The 20,420-nt window shown below is 73.3% G+C and carries 18 protein-coding genes; 11 read left to right on the top strand and 7 right to left on the bottom strand.

Annotated elements, in window-relative coordinates; all coding sequences use genetic code 11:
• Positions 1-25 precede the first annotated feature (25 nt).
• Positions 26-3,037, bottom strand: coding sequence for a BTAD domain-containing putative transcriptional regulator (locus MQE23_RS25420; RefSeq protein ID WP_020275116.1), 3,012 nt, complete (start codon positions 3,035-3,037; stop codon positions 26-28).
• A gap of 329 nt (positions 3,038-3,366) precedes the next feature.
• Between MQE23_RS25420 and MQE23_RS25415 the strand changes: the two genes are divergently transcribed.
• Entirely contained in the window at positions 3,367-4,293 is a 927-nt protein-coding gene (locus tag MQE23_RS25415; RefSeq protein WP_020275115.1) for an SMP-30/gluconolactonase/LRE family protein, read from the top strand.
• Here the strand turns inward: MQE23_RS25415 and MQE23_RS25410 are convergent.
• The gene (locus MQE23_RS25410; RefSeq protein ID WP_243380394.1) at positions 4,283-5,893 is read right to left on the bottom strand and encodes a FadD3 family acyl-CoA ligase; all 1,611 of its coding nucleotides are present in this window, start codon (positions 5,891-5,893) and stop codon (positions 4,283-4,285) included. The genes MQE23_RS25415 and MQE23_RS25410 overlap by 11 nt on opposite strands.
• Positions 5,894-5,998: 105 nt before the next feature.
• On the opposite strand from MQE23_RS25410, the gene MQE23_RS25405 reads away from it, so the two are divergent.
• From MQE23_RS25405 to MQE23_RS25390, 4 genes are all read left to right on the top strand, one after another.
• Complete coding sequence (locus tag MQE23_RS25405; protein ID WP_020275113.1) at positions 5,999-7,159, top strand: lipid-transfer protein; 1,161 nt, start codon at positions 5,999-6,001, stop codon at positions 7,157-7,159.
• Position 7,160: 1 nt separating this feature from the next.
• A complete protein-coding gene (locus MQE23_RS25400; protein WP_020275112.1) occupies positions 7,161-7,574 on the top strand; it encodes an OB-fold domain-containing protein in 414 nt (137 codons plus the stop codon).
• The gene (locus MQE23_RS25395) at positions 7,571-8,344 is read left to right on the top strand and encodes an enoyl-CoA hydratase/isomerase family protein (protein WP_243380393.1); all 774 of its coding nucleotides are present in this window, start codon (positions 7,571-7,573) and stop codon (positions 8,342-8,344) included. Before MQE23_RS25400 ends, MQE23_RS25395 begins: the two co-directional genes overlap by 4 nt.
• Positions 8,345-8,427: 83 nt before the next feature.
• Complete coding sequence (locus MQE23_RS25390) at positions 8,428-9,378, top strand: alpha/beta hydrolase (protein ID WP_243382748.1); 951 nt, start codon at positions 8,428-8,430, stop codon at positions 9,376-9,378.
• Positions 9,379-9,401: 23 nt separating this feature from the next.
• On the opposite strand, the gene MQE23_RS25385 is transcribed toward MQE23_RS25390, so the two are convergent.
• From MQE23_RS25385 to MQE23_RS25375, 3 genes are all read right to left on the bottom strand, one after another.
• Positions 9,402-10,001, bottom strand: coding sequence for a hypothetical protein (locus MQE23_RS25385; protein ID WP_037671508.1), 600 nt, complete (start codon positions 9,999-10,001; stop codon positions 9,402-9,404).
• 57 nt (positions 10,002-10,058) lie between these two features.
• Entirely contained in the window at positions 10,059-12,437 is a 2,379-nt protein-coding gene (locus MQE23_RS25380) for a PQQ-binding-like beta-propeller repeat protein (protein WP_243380392.1), read from the bottom strand.
• A gap of 213 nt (positions 12,438-12,650) precedes the next feature.
• On the bottom strand, positions 12,651-13,373 hold the full coding sequence (locus MQE23_RS25375; protein ID WP_243380391.1) for a VOC family protein: 723 nt from the start codon (positions 13,371-13,373) through the stop codon (positions 12,651-12,653).
• Between the two features lie 134 nt (positions 13,374-13,507).
• Between MQE23_RS25375 and MQE23_RS25370 the strand changes: the two genes are divergently transcribed.
• Positions 13,508-14,143, top strand: coding sequence for a TetR family transcriptional regulator (locus MQE23_RS25370; protein ID WP_020272151.1), 636 nt, complete (start codon positions 13,508-13,510; stop codon positions 14,141-14,143).
• 113 nt (positions 14,144-14,256) lie between these two features.
• Here the strand turns inward: MQE23_RS25370 and MQE23_RS25365 are convergent, their stop codons facing one another.
• Complete coding sequence (locus tag MQE23_RS25365) at positions 14,257-14,727, bottom strand: nitroreductase family deazaflavin-dependent oxidoreductase (protein WP_037668766.1); 471 nt, start codon at positions 14,725-14,727, stop codon at positions 14,257-14,259.
• Positions 14,724-15,914 (bottom strand): acyl-CoA dehydrogenase family protein, encoded by a 1,191-nt coding sequence (locus MQE23_RS25360; protein ID WP_243380389.1) that lies wholly within the window; start codon positions 15,912-15,914, stop codon positions 14,724-14,726. The genes MQE23_RS25365 and MQE23_RS25360 overlap by 4 nt, the downstream gene beginning before the upstream one ends.
• A 110-nt stretch (positions 15,915-16,024) precedes the next feature.
• On the opposite strand from MQE23_RS25360, the gene MQE23_RS25355 reads away from it, so the two are divergent.
• From MQE23_RS25355 to MQE23_RS25335, 5 genes are all read left to right on the top strand, one after another.
• Complete coding sequence (locus tag MQE23_RS25355; protein ID WP_243380387.1) at positions 16,025-17,194, top strand: acetyl-CoA acetyltransferase; 1,170 nt, start codon at positions 16,025-16,027, stop codon at positions 17,192-17,194.
• Between the two features lie 114 nt (positions 17,195-17,308).
• Positions 17,309-18,685, top strand: coding sequence for a pyridoxal-dependent decarboxylase (locus MQE23_RS25350; RefSeq protein WP_020272155.1), 1,377 nt, complete (start codon positions 17,309-17,311; stop codon positions 18,683-18,685).
• Positions 18,686-18,858: 173 nt separating this feature from the next.
• Positions 18,859-19,308 carry a DoxX family membrane protein gene (locus MQE23_RS25345; protein WP_243380386.1) on the top strand — a complete coding sequence of 150 codons (450 nt, stop codon included), beginning with the start codon at positions 18,859-18,861 and terminating at the stop codon, positions 19,306-19,308.
• A complete protein-coding gene (locus MQE23_RS25340) occupies positions 19,308-19,739 on the top strand; it encodes an OB-fold domain-containing protein (protein WP_243380384.1) in 432 nt (143 codons plus the stop codon). The genes MQE23_RS25345 and MQE23_RS25340 overlap by 1 nt, the downstream gene beginning before the upstream one ends.
• A 31-nt stretch (positions 19,740-19,770) precedes the next feature.
• Positions 19,771-20,412: a GNAT family N-acetyltransferase gene (locus tag MQE23_RS25335; RefSeq protein ID WP_243380382.1), complete on the top strand. Its 642-nt coding sequence runs from the start codon at positions 19,771-19,773 to the stop codon at positions 20,410-20,412.
• Positions 20,413-20,420 lie beyond the last annotated feature (8 nt).

Genomic DNA, 20,420 nt, shown 5'->3' with positions numbered 1-20,420 from the left:
GAATGATGAACGCGCGCCCCGCGCCTCAGGCCGCCCGCACCGGCGACAGCAGCGCCCGCACCTCGGTGGCCTCGGGCGAGCCCAGCTCCTCGTAGATCGCCGCCGCCTCCTGCCAGCACACCTGGGCCCGGCCGGTCTGCCCTATGCCACTGAGCGCGCGGCCGAGGACGGTGAGGACGTTGCCCCGCCGCCACTCCCCGCCGATGCCGCGCAGCACGGTGAGTGCCATCTCGGCGTTGGCGGCGGCCTGTGCGGGGCGCCGGGCGGCGAGATCCACCTCGGCCAGCCGGAACAGGCTCATGCCCTCCCACAGGCGCTGCCTGCTGTCCCGGAACACCTCCAGCGCCTCCTGGAGCCGGCCGGCCGCGTCGCCCAGCTCACCGCTCTGCGTGAGGGCGAGGCCGAGGGCGTAGCGGGCGTTCGCCCCGCGCATGGAGTTGCCCATGGCGTCGTAGATGTCGATGCCCTCCTGGGCGAGCGCGACCGCGCTCTGGGTCCGCCCGGTCGCGAGGTGGATCCGGGACAGGTTGCACAGCGCGGCGGCCTCGCCGGGGCGGTCGCCCAGGGCCCGGAAGTGCTCGATGGCCCGGGAGAGGTGTTCCTCGCCGTCCTCGTGCCGGTTCTGGTAGAGCGCGATGATGCCGCGGGCGTTACTGGCCCAGCAGACGGGCAGCAGGTCGCCGGCCTGCTGCGCGAGGACGATGGCCCGTTCCGCCTCCTGGTCCGCCCGCTCGAAGCGGCCGCCGACGTGGTGGACGTTGACGAGCGTCATGAGCGCCCGGGCCTCCGCCCGCGTGAGGCCGAACTGCCGTGCCGCGTCCAGGAGCGCCTCGGCCGTCGCCTCGTACTCCCGGGAGTTGGCTCCCGACTCGGACAGGTCGTGCGCGGCCCACAGCAGGTCGATCGCCCGGGGGAGGGTGTCCGGCAGCCCCGCGGACTGCCGTACGCACGCGAGGAGGCAGATGGCCTCCGCGTACAGCCAGTCCTGCGCCGCGTGCCGGCTGTCGAACCGCAGCCCCGGATACGAGGCCGGCTCCAGGTGGTCCACCAGCCCGTCGCCGGGCCGCTCGATCGCGTACACCCCGGCCGCGGACGCCAGGTAGAAGTCCAGCAGCCGCGACAGCGCCGCCCCCCGCTCGCTCGGCGGCAGCTCGTCCCTCTCCGCACAGGCACGCGCGTAGAGCCGGACGAGGTCGTGGAAGCGGTAGCGGCCGGGAGCGGCCGACTCGAGCAGGGACGTGTCCACCAGGGACTCCAGGAGGTCCTCGGTGTCCTCCACGGGCAGGTCCAGGACGGCCGCCGCGGCCGGGAGGGAGATGTCCGGGCCGTCGGCGAGGCCCAGCAGGCGGAAGGCGCGGGCCTGGGCGGGCTCCAGCTGGCCGTAGCCCAGTTCGAAGGTGGCCTTCACCGCCAGGTCGCCGGCCTGGAGTTCGTCCAGGCGGCGGCGTTCGTCGGCGAGCTTCGCCGCGAGGACCGACACCGTCCAGGTCCGGCGGGCCGCCAGCCGGGAGGCCGCGATGCGGATCGCCAGCGGCAGGAAGCCGCAGGCCGCGACCACGTCCAGGGCGGCCTTCCGTTCGGACGCCACCCGCTCCTCGCCCACGATCCTCGTGAACAGGGCCAGGGCCTCGTCCGGCGACATCACGTCCAGGTCGATCAGATGGGCGCCCGCGAGATCCACCATCCGCACCCGGGAGGTGACCAGCGCGGCGCAGCCGTCCGTGCCGGGCAGCAGCGGACGTACCTGGGCGGCGTCGCGGGCGTTGTCCAGCAGGACCAGGACGCGGCGGCCGGCCAGCACCGAGCGGTACAGCGCCGCGCGCTCCTCCAGGGAGTCGGGGATCGCCGTGTCGGCCGTGCCGAGGGCGCGCAGGAAGGAGCCCAGGACCGTCTCCGGATCCGCCGCCCGGGCGCCCGCGCCCTGGAGGTCGACGTACAGCTGCCCGTCCGGGAACGCCCCGCGCGCCTGGTGGGCCACGTGCACGGCGAGGGTCGTCTTGCCCACGCCGCCGATGCCGGCCAGGGCCGAGACCGCCATGACCCGGTTCTCGGCCGAGGCCAGGATGTCGCCGAGCTCGCGCACGAAGCCGGAGCGGCCGGTGAAGTCCGGCACGGTCGCGGGCAGCTGGGCCGGGCGGACCGGGACGGCGGCCGGCTCGGGGGCCGGGGAGGAGGGTTCCGCGAGACCCGGGTCCGCCTGGAGGATCCGCTGTTGCAGTTCGCTCAGGCCGGGGCGCGGGTCCACGCCCAGTTCGTCGGCGAGCAGGCGCCGGGTGTCGGCGTAGACCGCGAGGGCCTCGGCCTGGCGGCCGCTGCGGTAGAGCGCCAGCATCAGCAGCTCGCGCAGTCGTTCGCGCAGCGGATGGGCCGCGGTGAGGGCGGTGAGCTCCGAGACGGCCTCCGCGTGGCAGCCCTGCTCCAGGTCCATGTCCAGCCGGGATTCGACGAGCTGGAGCCGCCACTCCTCCAGGCGGACGCGCTGTGCCTCCGCGTAGGGGCCCGGCACGCCGGCCAGTGTCTCCCCGTCCCACAGGGCGAGGGCCTGCCGCAGCACCTCGCGGGCGTGGCAGAGGTCGCCGGCCGACCGGGCCTTCTCTGCCTCGGTCGCCAGGTCCTGAGCGACGGTCACGTCCAGGGCGCCGTCGCCGAGGTCCCGTACCGCGTATCCGCCGGATTCGCTGACCAGGACGCCGGGGTCCAGCACCTTGCGCAGCCGGGAGGCGTACGTCCGCAGCGCCGCCAGGGCCTGCGAGGGCGGTTCCTCGCCCCACAGGGCGTCGATCAGCTCGGCGGCCGTGGCCGTACGGCCCTCGCGCAGCAGCAGGGCGGCCAGCAGGGCGCGCTGCTGGGGGGAACCGGTGGTGAGCGGCTCGTCGCCCCGCCAGGCGCGCACCGGCCCGAGCACGCCGAAGCGCAGCGCCGCCCGCGCCGTCGATCCCCCTGACTCCACCGACTCCCCCGACTTCGGCGGATCCGCCGAGGAGTCGGAACGCCGCTGCTCCGGTACGCGCGGTACACCGTCCGGTACACCGTCCATGCAGTCCCCCTAGACATCCTGAGCAACCACGCCAGTTTGCCTTGTGTGCGGCGGATACGTCAGCCGTGGGAGACACCGATCACAGGGCGACGCACGGGAGTCCACAAGGTCCGCACACTCTCTCCGCTTCCAGGGGACTTCGCTCCGCGCCGGGATCCGGAGAAGGGGTGGAGCGATCGGGCCACGAGGCGGGTGAGCTTCCCGGGTGACGGGGACCGCAAGGCGCCCAAACGCTCCAGCTTCCCGTGTTTGCGGGGGTGAGTGGTGGCGCCGGGCGGCATAGTGGTCGGGCAGATCAGGAGTCGGACAGAGGGTGGAGGTGGCGGGGTATGCCCGGTGAGCAGCCGCAGACGTACGAGACGCTCGACGAGCGGTTCCGGACCGGCCGGTGCCAGGCCGGGGACTCGCGGCTGGAGACACTTTTCGAGGGGTGCCGGTGGGCCGAGGGGCCGGTGTACGTGCCGGCCGGGCGGTATCTGCTGTGGAGCGACATCCCGAACGACCGGCTGCTGCGCTGGGACGAGACCACCGGGTCCGTCGGCGTCTTCCGCTCGCCCGCCGGGTATCCCAACGGCAACACCCTGGACGGCCGGGGGCGGCTCATCACCTGCGAGCAGGGCAACCGGCGGGTGACCCGGACCGAGCACGACGGCTCGGTCACGGTGATCGCCGAGCGGTTCCGGGGGAAGCGGCTCAACAGCCCGAACGACGCCGTGGTGCGGTCGGACGGGTCGGTGTGGTTCTCCGACCCCGAGTTCGGGATCGCGACCGACTACGAGGGGCACCGCGGGGAGAGCGAGATCGGGGCCCGGAACGTCTACCGCGTGGACCCCGGGAGCGGCGAGGTGCGCGTGGCCGCCGAGGGCTTCCAGGGCCCCAACGGGCTGGTGTTCTCCCCCGACGAGAGCAAGCTGTACGTGTCGGACAGCCTGGCCAACCACATCCGCGTCTTCGACGTCCGGCCGGACGGCACCCTGACCGGCGGCGACGTCTTCGCCGAGTGCCGCGACGGCAATTTCGACAACATCCGGTTCGACGACGAGGGGCGCCTGTGGGCCGCCGCCCTGCACGGCGGTGTGCACTGCTACGACCCCGACGGCACGCTCCTCGGCCGCGTCCTGGTGCCCGGCACCGTCGCCAACATCCGGTTCGGCGGTGCCCGGCGCAACCGGCTGTTCATCGCCGCCGACACGACCCTCTACTCCCTCGTCATGTCCGTCACGGGGACCCCGGCGCTGCCGTCGGTCAGCAGCTGAGCAGGCCGTCCCGCAGCGCCCCCTTCACGACCTTTCCGCTCGCGTTGCGGGGCAGCTCCGCCACGAACTCCACCGTCCTCGGGACCTTGTAGTTCGCCATCTCCCTGCGGGACCAGGCGATCAGGTCGTCGGCGGTCAGCAGTGCGCCCGGCCGCCGTACGACGTAGGCCCTGCCGACCTCGCCCAGCCGGGCGTCGGGGACGCCGATCACGGCCACGTCCGCCACGTCCGGGTGGAGGCCGAGGAGTTGCTCTATCTCGGCGGGGTAGGCGTTGAAGCCGCCGACGATGAACATGTCCTTGAGGCGGTCGGTGATGCGCAGGTTGCCCGCGGCGTCCAGGACGCCCACGTCGCCCGTGCGCAGCCAGCCGTCCTCCGACAGCACCTCGGCGGTGGCGGCCTCGTCCTCGTAGTAGCCGGTCATGACGTTGAAACCGCGGACCAGGACCTCGCCCGGCGTGCCGGGTCCCAGGGGCTCGCCCCGCCCGTCCACGACCCGGACCTCGGTGCCGGGGATCGCGCGGCCCGACGTCGACGCGATCACGGTCGGGTCGTCGCCGCGCCGGCACATCGTGACGACGCCGCCGGCCTCGGAGAGGCCGTAGGCCGTCAGGACCGTGCCGACGCCGAGTTCCCCGCGCAGCCGCTCGACGAGTCTGAGCGGCACCACCGCCGCTCCCGTCACCACGAGACGCAGTGCCGACAGGTCGTGCGCGTCCCGTGCCGGGTGGTCGAGGAGGGACTGGAGGAGGGTCGGCGGGCCGGGGAGCACGGAGACCCGTTCGGCCGCGATGTTGGCGAGGACCGTGTTCACGTTGAACACCGGCTGGGGGATCATCGTCGCGCCCCGCATCAGACAGGCGATCACCCCGGCCTTGTAGCCGAAGGTGTGGAAGAACGGATTGACGATGAGGTAGCGGTCGCCCCGGGTCAGGCCGGCCAGGTCGCTCCAGATCTCGTAGGCCCGCAGCGTCTGGGCGTGGGTGATGACCGCGCCCTTCGGGCGGCCCGTCGTGCCCGAGGTGAAGATGAGGTCCGAGGGGCGGTTGCCGTCGACCGCGTCGGCCCTCGCCCGCACCTGTGCCGCCCCGACCGCCTCTCCGCCCGCCAGGAAGTCCTTCCAGGTGCGGAAGTCGGCCGGGGCGTCCTCCGAGAGGACCACCACGTGCTCCAGGTCCGGCAGTCCGGGCAGCGGGCCGGCGCCCGGGCCGCGCCCCGCCGCCCTGCGCAGCGACGCCACGTACGACGTGCCGAGGAACGTGCCCGTCACGAACAGCAGCCGCGCCCCGCTGCGGCGCAGCACGTCCGCCGCCTCCGTGCCCTTGAACCGGGTGTTCAGCGGCACGAGCACCGCGCCCGCCGAGACCGCGCCCAGGGCGCCGACGATCCAGTCGAGGGTGTTCGGCGCCCAGATGCCGACCCGGTCGCCCGGTCCGATGCCGTACGCCAGGCAGGCCGCCGCCGCGCGCTCCACACGGGCGCCCAGCTCCGCGTAGGTGATCCGGGTACGGCCCTCGACGACCGCCTCGACGTCCGCGTACCGCTCGGCCGCCGTCCGCACCAGGCCCGGGATGCTTCCCCACTCCGTATCCGCTCGCACCGCAAGCCTCCCCAGCTGTAGCCGGCACAGGAGCTGACTACCCGTCAGATTAGCTGTAATCTGACGCCCTGTCAGCGAACCGTTCGGCCCGGAGGTGCGCGCAGCATGGCAGCAGGATCGGGCGGCATCAAGGACGCCACCGCCATCGTCGGCATAGGCCAGACGCCGTTCGCCAAGCGGCTCCCCGAGGACGAGCGCACCCTCGCCTGCCGTGCCGTCCTGGCCGCCCTCGACGACGCCGGGATCGCGCCCGGCGAGGTCGACGCCCTGGCCTCCTACACCATGGAGGAGACGGACGAGGTGGAGCTGGCGAAGGCCTGCGGCTTCGGTGACCTCACCTTCTTCAGCAAGGTCGGCTACGGAGGCGGCGGTTCGTGTGCCACCGTCGCCCATCTCGCCGCCGCCGTCGCCACCGGGCAGGCGAGCGTCGGCGTCGCCTGGCGGTCACGCAAGCGGGGCAGCGGGCCCCGGCCCTGGACGAACACCGCCGTCCAGCTGCCGACCCCGGCCCAGTGGACCCGCCCGTTCGGACTGCTCAGGCCGGTCGACGAGATCGCGATGCTCGCCCGTCGCTACATGCACGAGTACGGCGCGACCCGGGACCACCTGTTCAACGTCGCCCTGGCCTGCCGCAACCGGGCCAACCAGAACCCCGCCGCGATCATGTACGACCGGCCCCTGACCCGCGAGATGTACATGACGTCCCGCTGGATCAGCGAGCCGCTCTGCCTCTTCGACAACTGCCTGGAGACGGACGGGGCGCTGGCCTGTGTCGTCGTCTCCGCCGAGCGCGCCCGGGACTGCCGCCGCAAGCCCGTCTACGTCCACTCCGCCGCCCAGTCGCTCCCCGCCCAGCACCACGGCATGGTCAACTACTGGAACGACGACCCCCTCACGGGCCCGGCCTGGGCCGCCGCCCGGCACCTGTGGAAGCACTCCGACCTGACGCCGCAGGACGTGGACGTCGCGCAGATCTACGACGCCTTCACGCCCCTGGTCCTGCTGTCCCTGGAGGGTTACGGCTTCTGCGGGCGGGGCGAGGGCGGGGCGTTCACCGAGGGCGGGGCGCTGGAGACCGGCGGGCTGCTGCCCGTGAACACCGGCGGGGGCGGACTGTCCGAGGCATACGTGCACGGCTTCAACCTGGTCAACGAAGGGGTGAAGCAGCTGCGCGGGACCAGTACCGCGCAGGTGCCGGGCGCGTCGGCCTGTCTGGTCACCGCGGGTGAGGGCGTCCCGACCTCCGCTCTGCTGCTGAGGAGTTGACATGCTGCGTCCCGTCACCGACACCGACGGCGCACCCTTCTGGGAGTACGCCGCGCGGGGCGAGCTGCGGGTCCAGGCCTGCGCCGGATGCGGCGAGCTTCGCTTCCCGCCCCGGCCCTGCTGCCCGCACTGCCAGTCCTTCCAGACCGAGTGGCGCCGGATGTCCGGCCGTGGCCGCGTCTGGTCGTACGTCGTTCCGCATCCGCCGCTGCTGCCCGGCTACGCCGAACTGGCGCCGTACAACGTGGTCGTCGTCGAACTCGACGAGGCGCCGCGCATCCGGCTCGTCGGCAACCTCGTCGCCGGGCCCGGTGAGCCGGTCAACTCCCTTGCCACGGACCGGCTGCGGATCGGCACCCGGGTGCGGGCCGTCTTCGACGACGGGCTTCCCCGGTGGGTTCCGGAGCGGTCATGAGCAGGGTGCTGGTCAGTGCCGACAAGGACAGCGGAGTCGCCGTCGTCACCCTGAACCGGCCCGACCGGCTCAACGCCGTCGATCTGGAGATGGCCGGTGATCTCGCCCGGGTCTGGCGGGAGTTGCGGTTCGACGACACCGTGCGGGCCGTCGTCCTCACCGGTGCCGGTGAGCGGGCCTTCTGTACGGGCATCGACCGGGGCGCCGTCGTGCCGCAGCCGAACTCGCCCTATGCGCAGGACGATCCGCTGCTCGGCATCGGGCCGAAGGCGAACGACCTGTGGAAGCCGGTCGTCGCCGCCGTGCGCGGGATGGCCTGCGGGGGCGCCTTCTACCTCCTCGGGGAGGCGGAGTTCGTGGTCGCCGACACCACCGCCGCCTTCTTCGACCCGCACACCACCTACGGCATGGTCAGCGCCTACGAGTCCGTCCTGATGGCGCAGCGCATGCCGTACGGGGAGGTCGCGCGGATGGCGTTGCTGGGGACGGCGGAGCGGATCTCCGCGCGGCGGGCGTACGAGATCGGGATGGTGTCGGAACTCGTGGCGGCGGGCGAGGCGTTGGGGGCGGCGCGGGCGTGCGCCGCGGTCATCGCCGGGTATCCGACCGAGGCCGTGCAGGGGACGGTGCGTGCGCTGTGGGCCGCGAGTGAGGCGGGGCGGGCGCGGGGATTCGCGCAGGCGCCGCACCTGATCGCGCTCGGGAACGCGACGGGCGAGGAGCAGGCCCGGCTTTTCGCGGGGCGGCGGCGTGAGTACCGGTTGCGTTGAGCCACCGGTCACGGCGAGGACCGGTTGCGCCAGGGAATCGTTTACCCGTACACGCGTATGCTCGACGGGTGGTTGAGCATCGGATGATCGACGTGAACGGCATACGGCTGCACATCGCGGAGCAGGGCGAGGGCCCGCTCGTGGTGCTGCTGCACGGGTTCCCGGAGTCCTGGCACTCCTGGCGGCACCAGTTCGGCCCGCTGGCCGAGGCCGGTTTCCGGGTGGTCGCGCCCGACCAGCGCGGATACGGGCGCAGCGATCACCCCGAGGACGTGGCGGCGTACAGCATCCTGCACCTGGTGGGCGACGTGGTCGGGCTGGTTCACGCGCTGGGCGAGGAGCGGGCGTTCGTCGTCGGGCACGACTGGGGAGCGCCGGTGGCCTGGCACACCGCGCTGCTGCGGCCGGACGTGGTGCGCGGGGTGGCGGGGCTGAGCGTGCCGCCGCCGTTCCGGGGCGCGCAGCCGCCGCTCAGGACCATGCGGGAGCGGTTCGGCGGGCGCTTCTACTGGAACTACTTCGAGGAGCCCGGGGTCGCCGAGGCCGAGTTCACCGCCGACACCCGCGCCACCCTGCGCAAGCTGCTGTACTCCGCCTCGGGTGACGCCCCGGGCGCCGGACGCCCCGAGCAGGCCCTGGTCGACCCGGAGCGCGGCTGGCTGGCGGACGCGCCCGACCCCGAGGTGCTGCCCGGGTGGCTGACCGAGGAGGACCTCGACGCCCTCACCGACAGCTACGCGCGGGGCTTCACCGGCGCGCTCAACTGGTACCGCAACCTGGACCGCAACTGGGAACTGACCGCCCCCTGGCAGGGAGCGGTCGTGTCCCCGCCGGCGCTGTACGTGTACGGCGACCGGGACCTGGTGCCGGCCTTCCCGGGCACGCCCGAACTGATCGAGGAGCTGCCCGAGTTGATGCCGAACCTGCGCCGGAAGCCGCTCGTGCTGCCGGGCTGCGGCCACTGGACGCAGCAGGAGCGGCCCGCCGAGGTGAACGAGGCGCTGCTGGACTTCTTGACGGAGCTGCGGGACTGAAGTCCCAGCAGCCCCGGTCCCGTTCAGTCGTCGACGAGGGCCTGGCGGTCGACCTCGCAGTGGTCGACCGAATCCACCAGGCCCGAGCCGCCGCCCACCTCCACCTCGACGGTCGCCTTGCCCTGGGCGGGGACCGTGACGTCCGCGTACCGGTCGACGACGGTGATGCCCTGGGCGTCCTCGAAGGTCACCGAGACGGAGAACGTCGCCGTGCGGCCGTTGGGGTTGCTGACCTCGACGGTCGCGTGGGGAGAGGCGGGGGTCGCGCAGGTCACCAGCTTCGCAGTGCCGTCCCGCAGGGCTTTGCGGGAGCCGGACGAAGTCGTCGGCGTGGAGCCGTAGTCCGGCCTGCGGTTGTAGGAGCCGCCGCCGCTGGTCCCGTAGTCGTCATCATCGTCGTCGGAACCGTAGGAGCCGCCCGAGCCGTACGAGCCGCCGCCCGACGTCGACGACGACCTCGAACTGTCATGGTCCTGGCTGGAACTGCTGCACCCACCCCCGCCCCCGCCGCCACTGCCGCCGTGGCTGCCGCCGCGGCCCCGGCCCGTCGAGAAGCCGGTCAGTGCCAGTACCACCAGGACCAACACCGCTGTGAACTTGTACCCGCGCCCCCGTAGCTGCATGGCGCACAGCCTAATGATCACCTGTCACGGTCATGTCACCGCGGCGCCGCCGACGCGTCACACGCTGCGCGCCGTGCCCGTGCCCTTCTCCGCGTCCAGCGCGTACACACAGCGGTCCTTGCTGCACGCGTACACCACCCCGTCCTGGACGACCGGGGAACCGGTGATCTCGCCGCCGGTGGCGAGCTTCCAGCGGAGCCGGCCGTCGTCGGCCTTCAGGGTGTACAGCAGGTGGTCGGTGGAGCCGAAGTGGATCCGCCCCTCGGCCACCGAGGGGGCACCCACGATGTCGCCGCCCGCCTGGAAGCGCCACTTGGGTGTGCCGGTGACCGCGTCGAGGGTGTAGAGGCCCTTGCCGCTGCCTACGTGGACATGGCCGGCGGCGACCAGGACGGGGTCGACGGACGCCCGGGACTCGGTGGCGATGCGCCAGCGGTCCCGGCCGTCGGTGGCGTCGAGGGCGTAGACCGTGCCGAGGTAGTCGGCCAGGTAGATGCCGCCGCCGGTGACGGCCGGGCCGGGGACGAAGGCGGGCGGGGAGAGGAAGACGGCCGGGGCCTCGAAGTGCCACTTCACGTGCCCGGCGGCCACGTCGAGGGCGAGGACGCGGGTGCCGGCGCAGACGTAGACGTAGCCGTCGGACGCCGGGGTGATCCGGACCGGGACGCCGCCGCAGGAGGCCGCGTCGCCGATGGGGTACGACCAGCGCTCGTCGCCGGTGCGGGCGTCCAGGGCGCGCAGCCGGGCGTCCTGCCACACGTAGACCGTGACGTCGTGCAGGGCGGGTCCGGCCTCGGGCGACTCGAAGTCGCTCTGGCAGCCGGTGACCTCCCAGAGCTTCTGGCCGCTGGAGGCCTCCCAGCCCTGGACGCCGCCGCCCCGGGTGCCGGTGACGACCGTGCCGCGTTCGGCCTTGAGCGAGTAGACCCAGGCGTCGGTCTGGAGGCGCCAGAGGTCGGTGCCCTCGCGGGCGTCGAGGGCGAACAGCGTGGGCCCGTCGGAGGCGTGGATACGGCCGTCCGCGACCGCCATGGACCAGGCGACGTCCCGGGTCTTGAAGCGGCGGCGGCCGGTGGCCACGTCCAGCGCGTGCACCTCGAAGGAGGTGACGTAGACCAGGTCGCCGTCGACGGACGGGGTGCCCCAGACGTCGTTCGACATGCGGAAGCGCCACGGCCGCCAGCCGCTCGCCTGCTCGGGCGGCACGGCCGGGGCCGGGGGCGCGGCGACGGCGGGGCCCACGGCGGGGTCGGTGCCGTTGACGCCGGGGCGGGGCTTGGACCAGGAGGCGGCGAGGGCGGCCTCCGGAGGGGGTGCCTTGACGGCGGCGGCACGGACGTCGGCGACGCGCGGGCCCGGGCCGATCGGCACCTGGGCGCCGGCCAGCCGGACCGGGCCGGTGTCCGGACCGCCGACAGGGGCGGGCGCGGGCGCCGGGACGACGGGGTCGTGCGAGGGCGGGGGCGGGATGGGGGCGGGCCCCGGGGCGGGACGTCCGCCGCCGCTGCGGCCGGCGCCGGGGGCCGGCTTGACGGCGGGGCGGCCGTTGCGGCGGGTCTCGATCAGGCTCACCGCCCGCTCGGGCAGCCACGCGGAGGCCGTGCCGCTGTCGTCGGAGCCGGAGCCGAAGAGGTGGGGGGCCAGCTGGGCCTGGAGGTCGGCCGGGTTGGGGCGCGCCGTGGGGTCCATCTGCATACAGGACTCGATGAGCGGCCGCAGCTCGTCCGGGAGACCCTCCAGGTCCGGGCCCTCGCGCAGCAGCATGAAGACGGTCTCCACCGGGTTGGCGCCGTGGAAGGGCGGGTGTCCGGTGGCGGCGAAGACCAGCATGGAGCCGAGGGAGAAGACGTCGCTCGCGCCCGTGACGCTGCGGGAGTCCTTGGCCTGCTCGGGGGACATGTAGGCGGGCGTGCCGACGGCGACGTTCGTCATCGTCAAACGCGTGTTCGAAACTCCCGACGCGATACCGAAGTCGATCACCCGGGGTCCGTCCTCGACGACGAGGACGTTCGACGGCTTGAGGTCCCGGTGCACCAGCCCGGCACCGTGGATGGACTGGAGCGCCTCGGCCACACCCGCCGCCAGCCAGCGCACCGCCTGGGCCGGCAGCGGCCCGCAGTCGTTCACTATCTCTTCGAGGGAGGGCGCGGGGACGTACGCGGTGGCGAGCCACGGCACGGCGGCGCGCGGGTCGGCGTCCACGACCGCGGCCGTGTAGAAGCCGGAGACGGCGCGGGCCGCCTCCACCTCACGCGTGAAGCGGACCCGGAACAGCTGGTCCTCGGCGAGCTCCGTGCGGACGGTCTTGATCGCCACGCGCCGGCCGGACGCCGAGCGCGCGAGATAGACCAGCCCCATGCCGCCGGCACCCAGCCGTCCCAGCACCTCGAACGGCCCGATCCGCCGCGGATCGTGCTGCGTCAGCTGATCCACCACTCTGCCTGCCACCTCCCCGTACGAGCCGCGCCAAGCCACATGTTCCACGCGACCCCGTGCAGCGTCTCACCACCGCACCGCCATGGCGGCACGCACCCCGATTCTTCCTGGCCGGAGCCCTGGTTGCGAACCCGGTGACAATTGGGATGTCTCCGGACACAGCAGAGCAAATAACGACCAAACAATGCCTGCTCAGCCCTGATCCAGCCCTGCTCAGCGGTGCAGCAGCGCGAAGGACGCCCCCTGGTTGTCCGTGACGACGGCGACCGTCCCGTACGAGGTGTCGAAGGGCGGGGCCTGGATCCGTCCGCCGAGCCGGGTGACGTCCTCCAGCGCGGCCGGTACGTCCTCGACGGCGAAGTGGACGAGGAAGTGGGGCGGCATCTCGGCCGGGAACACGTCGGAGACCGGGGCACGGCCGAAGTCGGGGTCGGCGTCCGGCCCGAACAGGGCCTCCTGGAAGAGATCGCCGTAGAAGGCGTTGGCCGCCTCGGTGTCCCGGGCGTACAGCTCGGCCCAGGCGAAGGTGCCCGGCTCGTGCCGCCTGCCGAAGCCGGGGTGCTCGTACGGCTGCCACAGGGCGAAGACGGCCCCCTCCGAGTCGGTGACCAGGGCGGTGACGCCCAGCTCGCCCGCCGGCACCGGCGCCGAGACGACCTGCCCGCCGGCCGCCCGGATACGCCGGACCAGAGCAGCCGCGTCCGGGGTCGCGAAGTACACCGTCCAGACGGTGGGCAGCCGGCCGTCCATCTTGCGGACCAGCGCGGCCACCGGTTCACCGTCCTTCAGCGCCTGCGCGAAGGGGCCGAACCAGTCCTCGAAGGTCCACCCGAAAAGTTCACCGTAGAACCGCTTGCCCGCCTCGACGTCGGGAAGCTGCGCGTCCACCCAGCAGGGAACGCCCTCTGCGTACACCGATGCCCTGTTTTCGGCCATGCCGACAACGTAACCGCGACTGCCACAGCCCGCAGACCAGGCACACCAGCCCCCGCACTCCCTTACACCCCATTTGCAGTCGGCCGAATCGCGCCCCGATCACGCCTCGGTAAGCTGACGGCATGACAGGACAAGTGCGTACCGTCGACGGCCGCGTGGCCGGTAGGCGCGGGCAGGCGACCCGGCAGAAGCTGCTCGACTGCCTCAGCGAGATGCTCAGCTCCTCCCCGTACCGGGACGTCAAAGTCATCGATGTCGCCCGGAAGGCGGGCACTTCGCCCGCGACCTTCTACCAGTACTTCCCGGACGTCGAGGGCGCCGTCCTGGAGATCGCCGAGCAAATGGCGACCGAGGGCGCCGCGTTGACCGAACTCCTCAAGGGCCGCTCCTGGGCCGGCAAGGCCGGCTGGCAGACAGCGCAGGAACTCGTCGACGGGTTCCTGGAGTTCTGGCGCAAGAACGACGCGATCCTCCGGGTCGTCGATCTCGGCGCCGCCGAGGGCGACAAGCGCTTCTACAAGCTCCGCATGAAGATCCTCAACTCGGTGAACAACTCCCTCGCGGACTCCGTCGCCGAGCTCCAGGCCAAGGGCCGGGTCGACAAGGACGTGAACCCCGCGGCCGTCGCCGGTTCGCTGGTCGCGATGCTCGCGGCAGTGGCCTCCCACCAGAAGGGCTTCTCCTCCTGGGGCGTGAAGCAGGCCGAACTGAAGCCGAACCTCGCGCTGTTGGTGCACCTGGGCGTCACGGGCAGGAAGCCGACGAAGTAGCCCGACCCGCCGGCACCGGCCCTTTTCCCGCACCCAAGTCCTGTCTGGCAGGCGGCGGTCCACCCGAGTGGACCGCCGCCTGTTGCGCTTTCTGCCGTCCCGCGCTGTGCGCCCTACCGCCGTACGATCCTGAACAAGCGGATCTCCCGCTCCACCCGGGCCTGATACGCCGCGTACGGCGGCCAGAACGCCAGCACCGCCTGCCAGGCCGCCGCCCGCTCCGCCCCCTCCAGCAGCCGGGCCGTGACCGGGATGTCCTGGCCCTTCCAGCTGACGCGGGCCTCGGGGTGCGCGAGCAGGTTGTGGCTCCAGGCGGGGTGCCCCGGCCGCCCGAAGTTGGACCCGACGAGGATCCAGCTGTCCCCGCCGTCCTCCGGCATACAGGCCAGCGGCGTACGACGGGGCAGGCCGCTCTTCGCCCCCGTCGAGGTCAGCACCACACCCGGCAGGAGTTGGGCGCTGAGCAGCACCTTTCCGCGCGTGAGCCGGTGCACGGCCCGGTCCAGGGCCGGGAAGACGTACGGTGCCACGCGCGCGAACCCCCGCGTGGCGGACACCCTCTGCACGATCCGCACGCCTGTCATCGGCCGGCCTCCTCGAAGACGTGCGCCACGTCGGCGGCGTGCGCCCGCAGCCGGTGCACCGGCCCGAACAGCAGCTCGTCGCCCGCGGCACGCTTGAAGTACAGGTGAACCTCGTGCTCCCAGGTGAAACCGATGCCGCCGTGCAGCTGGATCCCCTCTGCGGCGGCCGAGCGCAGGGCCTGGAGGGCCTGGGCGAGGGCGAGCCCGCCGGCCGGCTCCCCCCGGCCCTGCCGGGCGGCGGCCCAGGCCGCGTGGTACGCCGCCGAGCGGGCCGCCTGCACCTCGACGTACACATCGGCCAGCCGGTGCTTGACCGCCTGGAAGGAGCCGACCGGCCGCCCGAACTGCTCGCGCTGCCCGACGTACTCGACGGTCCGCTCCAGCACCCGGTCGGCGGCCCCCACGGCCTCGGCGGCGAGACAGGCGGCCACGGTGTCGCCGAGCCGGGCGAGGGCGGGGAGGGCGTCGGTGTCCGCGCTGCCCAGCAACTCAGCGAGTGTTTCCCGCAGTTGAAGGCGACCCTGCGGACGGGTCGCGTCCAGTGCGGTCTGCCGTACGCGGGTGAGGCCGGCCGCGTCACCGCGCACGAGGAAGAGCAGGACACGGGAGCGGGCGAACCCGCCGGTGTGCGCGGCGACCACGAGCAGTCGGGCACTGTGTCCGTCGAGGACCTGGTCGGCCTGCCCGTACAGCCGCCAGCCGCCGTCGGCCCGCCGGGCCTGCACGCCCCCGGCCCGCCCGCCGCCGGCCCACTCCCCGCGCGGGTCCAGGCCGGTGAGCCCGAGGGCGGTGGCGAGGGCGGGCCCCGGCACGGCGAGGGCGGCGGTGAGCCCGCCGGAGGCGATACGCGGGAGGAGGTCCGCCCGCTGGGCGTCGGTGCCGAGGGCGAGCAGCAGCGGGGCTGTGAGGGCGGCCGTGGCGAGCAGGGGCGAGGGGGCGAGGGCCCGTCCCGTCTCCTCGCAGGCCAGGGCCAGCTCGGTGACCGAGCAGCCGACACCGCCGTAGGGCTCGGGCAGGGCCAGTCCGGGCAGGCCGAGCTGTTCGGCGAGGGCGGTCCACAGGGCCGCGTCGTGTCCGGCCGGGGTGTCGACGGCGGCCCGCAGTTCCTCGGGGCCGCACCGCTTGTGGAGCAGTTCGCGCAGGGTGCGGCGGATCTCGTCCTGTTCGGGGGTGAAGCGGGCGTCCATGGGGGTAGCACCTCCACATCTGACGGGGCGTCATATTAGGGTCGAGGGGCGGGGAAGCCCAGAGCTCTGCCGCCTCCCCCGGCGGTGTCATCTGATGTACCGTCAGATTCATGGTTGCCCGGAGGAAAGTGGCCGTCGTGGGCGTGGCCCTCTCGGACTGCGGCCGCGTGGACGACGCGACCCCGTACGCGCTGCACGCCCAGGCGGCCCGGCGCGCCCTGGCCGACGCGGGCCTGGACCGGTCGCTGGTCGACGGCTTCGCCTCGGCGGGCCTGGGCACCCTGGCCCCCGTCGAGGTCGCCGAGTACCTGGGCCTGCGTCCGACCTGGGTCGACTCCACCTCCGTCGGCGGCTCCACCTGGGAGGTGATGGCGGCCCACGCGGCGGACGCGATCACGGCCGGGCACGCGCGCGTGGTGCTCCTCGCCTACGGCTCGACGGCCCGGGCGGACGTGCGGGCGGGCCGTCGCACCGGAACGCTGTCCTTCGGCACGCGCGGCCCCCTGCAGTTCGAAGTCCCCTACGGCCACACCCTGATAGCCAAGTACGCCATGGCCGCCCGCCGCCACATGATCGAGTACGGCACGACGATCGAGCAGCTGGCGGAGGTGGCGGTCCAGGCCCGGGCCAACGCGGCCCTGAACCCGGAGGCGATGTTCCGCACCCCCGTCACGGTGGACGAGGTCCTGGCCGGCCCGATGATCGCCGACCCCTTCACCAAGCTGCACTGCTGCGTGCGTTCCGACGGGGGGGCGGCGGTGCTGCTGGCGGCGGCGGAGTACGTGCGGGACTGCCGTACGTCGCCGGTGTGGGTGCTGGGCAGCGGGGAGCACGTCTCGCACGCGGCGATGTCCGAGTGGGCGGACTTCACGGTGTCCCCGGCGGCGGTGAGCGGACGGCTGGCCTTCGAGCGGGCGGGCGTACGGCCGGACGAGATGGACTTCGCGGAGATCTACGACGCGTTCACCTACATGACCCTGGTGACGCTGGAGGACCTCGGCTTCTGCGGGAAGGGCGAGGGCGGGGCGTTCGTGGAGAAGGGCCGGCTGCGGGTCGGGGGCGGGGGCCTTCCGGTGAACACCGACGGGGGCGGGCTGTCGGCCCAGCATCCGGGGATGCGGGGGTTGTTCCTGCTGGTGGAGGCGGTGCGGCAGTTGCGCGGAGAGGGCGGGGAGCGGCAGGTGCGGCGGGGTGCCGACGGGGCGCTGCCGCGGCTGGGGGTGGCGTCGGGGACGGGTGGGTGGTTCTGCTCTTCGGGGACGGTGGTGCTCGGGGTGTGACCACGGGCCCGACTCCGCCCGTGGGCCGCTGCTGTCGCGGGGGGGGGAGAGAGCAGTCCGATCTCCCCCCAATGGCCGTTCCCAACCGCTCGGAGGGGTGGTTACCGTCCGGCCATGGACGAGCTGACCAGGATCTTCCAGCGCGCCGCCGAGCACGCCGCCGCGTACCGCCGCTCGCTGCCCGAGCGGCCGGTGGCGCTGCCCGTCGACCATGCGGCACTGCGCGCGGCGTTCTCCCGCCCCTTGAACCGCTCGCCCGCCGACCCGCTCACGGTGGTCGACGAGTTGGTGGCCGCCGCCGAGACCGGACTCGTCGCCACCGCGGGGCCGCGGTTCTTCGGGTTCGTCGTCGGCGGGGCGCTGCCCGCGGCCACCGCCGCGGAGATCCTGGCCGCCGGATGGGACCAGAACGCCTTCAACGCGGCTCTCTCGCCCGCCGCGCTCGCCGCGGAGGAGGCGGCGGGTGGCCGGCTGAAGGACCTGCTCGGCATTCCCGCCACGGCGTCCACCGGGTTCGTCACCGGCGGACAGGCGGCCAACACCGCAGGGCTCGCGGCAGCCCGGCAGCATCTGCTCACCGAGGCCGGCTGGGACGTCGGACACAAGGGGCTGGGTGGCGCCCCGCGCCTGCGGGTGGTCGCGAGCGAGGAGCGCCACGCCACCGTCGACCGCTCGCTGCGGCTGCTCGGCCTGGGCACCGACTGCCTGGAGACGGTCCGCACCGATGGACGCGGCGCCCTGGACACCGACGACCTGCGCCGCGTGCTGGCGTCCGAGCCGGGCACGCCGGCGATCGTGTGCGCCCAGGCCGGCAACGTGAACACCGGCGCCTGCGACGACCTCCGTACCGCCTGCGCTCTCACCCACGCCCACGGCGGCTGGGTGCACGTCGACGGCGCCTTCGGCCTGTGGGCGGCCGCGAGCCCGGCGACCCGCCACCTCGTCGACGGCGTCGAGCTGGCCGACTCCTGGGCCTGCGACGGCCACAAGTGGCTGAACGTGCCCTACGACTGCGGCTACGCCTTCTGCTCACGCCCCGCCGTCCACGCCGCCGCCCTGTCGTACACCGCCTCCTACCTCACCCGGGCCGGCGGCACTCCGGCCGGCGGCGCCGACTTCACCACCGAGTCCTCCCGCCACGCCCGCGGCTTCGCCACCTGGGCGGCGCTGCGCGAACTCGGCCGTGACGGCGTCGCCGCGCTCGTGGACCGCTGCTGCCTGCTCGCCCGCCGCTTCGCCGACGGCCTGTCCGCGGCGGGCTTCGAGGTGGTCAACGACGTGGTACTCAACCAAGTCCTCGTCGGCTTCGGCGACGACGCCCGCACCGACCACGTCGTGCGGGCGGTCCAGGACGACGGCACCTGCTGGATGGGCGCCACCACCTGGCGCGGCCGGCGGCTGATGCGCATCTCGGTGTCCGGGCACAGCACGACCGAGGCCGACGTCGACCGGTCGGTCGCGGCGATCGTGCGGCTCGCACGGGCCTCGTGATCGGGGCGTGCCGCTGTGCGAGGGCTTGGCCCTCACACCGTGTCAGCCGCGAGGTGACCCTCTCCTCGCAACCGCTGCAGGGCTTGTTGCCGCCACTCAGGGCTTGTTGCCGCCACTTACCTGACGTACCGTCAGATCCCGGTCTCGAGCGGCGGCAACGCGGGAGCATGGGCATGGACACGATCTGGCTCACCGGAGCGGAATGGCTGGCCGTGCTGCGGGTCGGGCTCGGGCTGTGGTGGCTGGAGAGCTGGCGGCACAAGGACCGCAAGGCCTGGTTCGAACGCGGCACCGGCATCACCTGGGCGGCCGGGATAGCCGCCGAGCACCGCTGGAGCGCCGTACGGTCGGGCTTCGACACGGTCGTCGCACCCCACCCGCGGGTGATGGCGTACGTCGTCGTCTACGCGGAACTCGCGCTCGGACTGGGCCTGATCACCGGCTTCCTCACCCCGATCGCCCTGGTCGGCGGTTTTCTCCTCAACGCCCTCTACTTCACCCTCATGATCCACGAAGTCGCCGAGCAGGGGCAGAACTCGATGATGGCGCTGATGTCGGTGGTCGGGCTGTTCGGGATGTCCTGGCAGACCTGGTCGCTGGACAGCGCGCTGGGGCTGTTCTGATGGCCGGGCGGTTCGACCTGCCCGAGCCGGACGCCTTCACCCGGACCTACTGGGACGCGGCCGCCGAGGGCCGGCTGCTGATCCGCCGCTGCCGGGCCTGCGGACGGGCCCACCACTACCCGCGCGAGTTCTGTCCCCACTGCTGGAGCGAGGACGTCGCCTGGGAGCCCGCGAGCGGCCGCGCCACCCTCTACACCTGGTCCGTCGTCCACCGCAACGACCTGCCGCCCTTCGCGGAACGCACTCCGTACGTCGCCGCCGTGGTCGACCTCGCCGAGGGGCCGCGGATGATGACGGAGGTCGTGGGGGCGGCAGAGTCGCCGGCCGGGGAACCGCCGACCGGGGAACTGTCCGCCGGGGCGGAACTGGAGGTCGCGTTCCGGGAGGGGATCCCGGTGTTCCGGATCGTGCGGAGCGCGATCGGCGGGTGAACGGCGCCGCCCCAGGCGCTTGAATGGCCCCATGGCCCCCATACGCGACCGGTCCCTGACCGGCCCCCTCCCGGAAATCCACGGCCACGGCCTCCACCTGCGCCCCTGGGACGCCGCGTCCGCCTCCGACGTCGAGACGTGGCTGCGCGGCATGAACGACCCGGAGTTCCGGCGCTGGAACACCCCGCTGAGGCTGGTCACGGACCGGACGAGCGCCCTGGAGTCGCTGCTCGCACGGGCCCAGAGCGCGGCGGAGGGCACGTCCATGTCGTTCCGGGTCGCGGACGCCCGCAGCGGCACGGCACTGGGCCACATCGGCGTCAACGAGATCAAGTACCACCTGAAGGTCGCCCGCGTCGGCTACTGGGTGCTCCCCGAGGCCCGCGGCCAGGGCGTCGCCACCCGGGCCCTCCTGCTCGCCGCCCACTGGGCCCTCACCGAACTCGGCCTGCACCGGCTGGAACTGGACCACGCCGTCGGCCACGACGCCTCGTGCCGGATCGCCGGGCGGTGCGGGTTCGCGTACGAGGGGACCCTGCGCGGGGCGATCTTCGAAAGGGACCGGCACGACGCGTTCCGGGACGCCCACCTGCACGCACGGCTGGCGACGGATCCCGCACCGGACGCGGTTCGGGAACTGGGCGTTGATCAGGACCCGGCCGCGGATCGGTAACCCGATGT

The organism is Streptomyces sp. HP-A2021 (assembly GCF_022807935.1).
GTDB classification, from domain to species: Bacteria; Actinomycetota; Actinomycetes; order Streptomycetales; family Streptomycetaceae; genus Streptomyces; species Streptomyces afghaniensis.
Note: the sequence above shows the minus strand (reverse complement) of the source record. Positions and strands in the feature narration are given on the sequence as shown.